The 1056-nt window shown below is 67.9% G+C and carries 1 protein-coding gene; it reads right to left on the bottom strand.

Translation table 11 applies throughout. The features are described 5' to 3' along the window. Positions 1-954: an IS481 family transposase gene (locus IE124_RS34040; protein ID WP_189513885.1), complete on the bottom strand. Its 954-nt coding sequence runs from the start codon at positions 952-954 to the stop codon at positions 1-3. Positions 955-1056 lie beyond the last annotated feature (102 nt).

The following is a 1056-nucleotide window of genomic DNA, read 5'->3' as shown; positions in this document are numbered from 1 at the left end:
CTAGGTGTATTGACTCGCAGGGTTGTTGACTCGGGTGATGGGCGGGTGTCCGTCGAGTGCGGTGTGGCAGCGGTGGTGGTTGTAGGTGTGGAGGAAGTCTGTCAGGGCTTCGGTTCGCTCGGTGTTCGAGGTGTAGGGCCGCAGGTAGGCCCATTCGTCGAGCAGGGTCCGGTTGAAGCGTTCGACCTTGCCGTTGGTCTGGGGCCGGTAGGGCCGGGTGAGTTTGCCGGTGGCGCCGAGGTCGGCGAGCGCGTTTCTCCAGGCCAGGCCTTTGCGGTAGGCCCAGGCGTTGTCGGTCAGGACTCGCTCGATCCGGTCGATGCCCTGGCTATGGAAGAAGGCGGCCGCGCGGGTCAGGAAGCCTGCGCAGGTCGCGACCTTCTCGTCGGGGTGGATCTCGCTGTAGGCGAGGCGGGAGTGGTCGTCGACGGCGGAGTGGACGTAGTCGAAGCCCATGCCGCGGATCGGGCGGCCGGCCTGGCGGCCGTTGGTCTTGTGGCCGCCGCCGTCGGGGATCCGGCCGAGCTTTTTCACGTCGACGTGGATCAGCTCCCCGGGTCGCTCACGCTCGTAGCGGCGGATCACGGTGCCGGTCGGCCGGTCGAGCCAGGCCAGCCGGTTCAGGCGGTGGCGGGTCAGGATCCGGTGCACGGTCGAGGCGGGCAGGCCCAGGATCGGGCCGATCCGGGCCGGGCCGAGCTTGCGGCTCTGCCGCAGGTCGCAGACGCGGTCTTCTACCGCGGACGCGGTCCGGTGCGGCGTCGTGTGAGGTCGGCTCGACCGGTCGTGAAGACCAGCCTCGCCCTCGGTCCGCCACCGGCGGATCCATTTGTGGGCGGTGGCCCGGGAGATGCCCATCTCGGCGGCCACATGAGCGACCGGACGGCCTGAGCAGACACGTTCGACCAGCAGTCTCCTACCGAAGACGGTCAGCCGGGCATTACGGTGGGGCACGAAGACCTCCGTGCGGTGAGTTCCTAGACAGCTCCCACCACACCGGAGGTCTTCGCCATGTTCAAGACCTGCCGAGTGTCAACAACGCTCGTGATCAATACA

The sequence above is a fragment of the Streptomyces narbonensis genome, assembly GCF_014649015.1.
GTDB classification, from domain to species: Bacteria; Actinomycetota; Actinomycetes; order Streptomycetales; family Streptomycetaceae; genus Streptomyces; species Streptomyces narbonensis.
The sequence above is the reverse complement of the archived record's forward strand: the minus strand, read 5'-3'. Positions and strand labels throughout refer to the sequence as shown.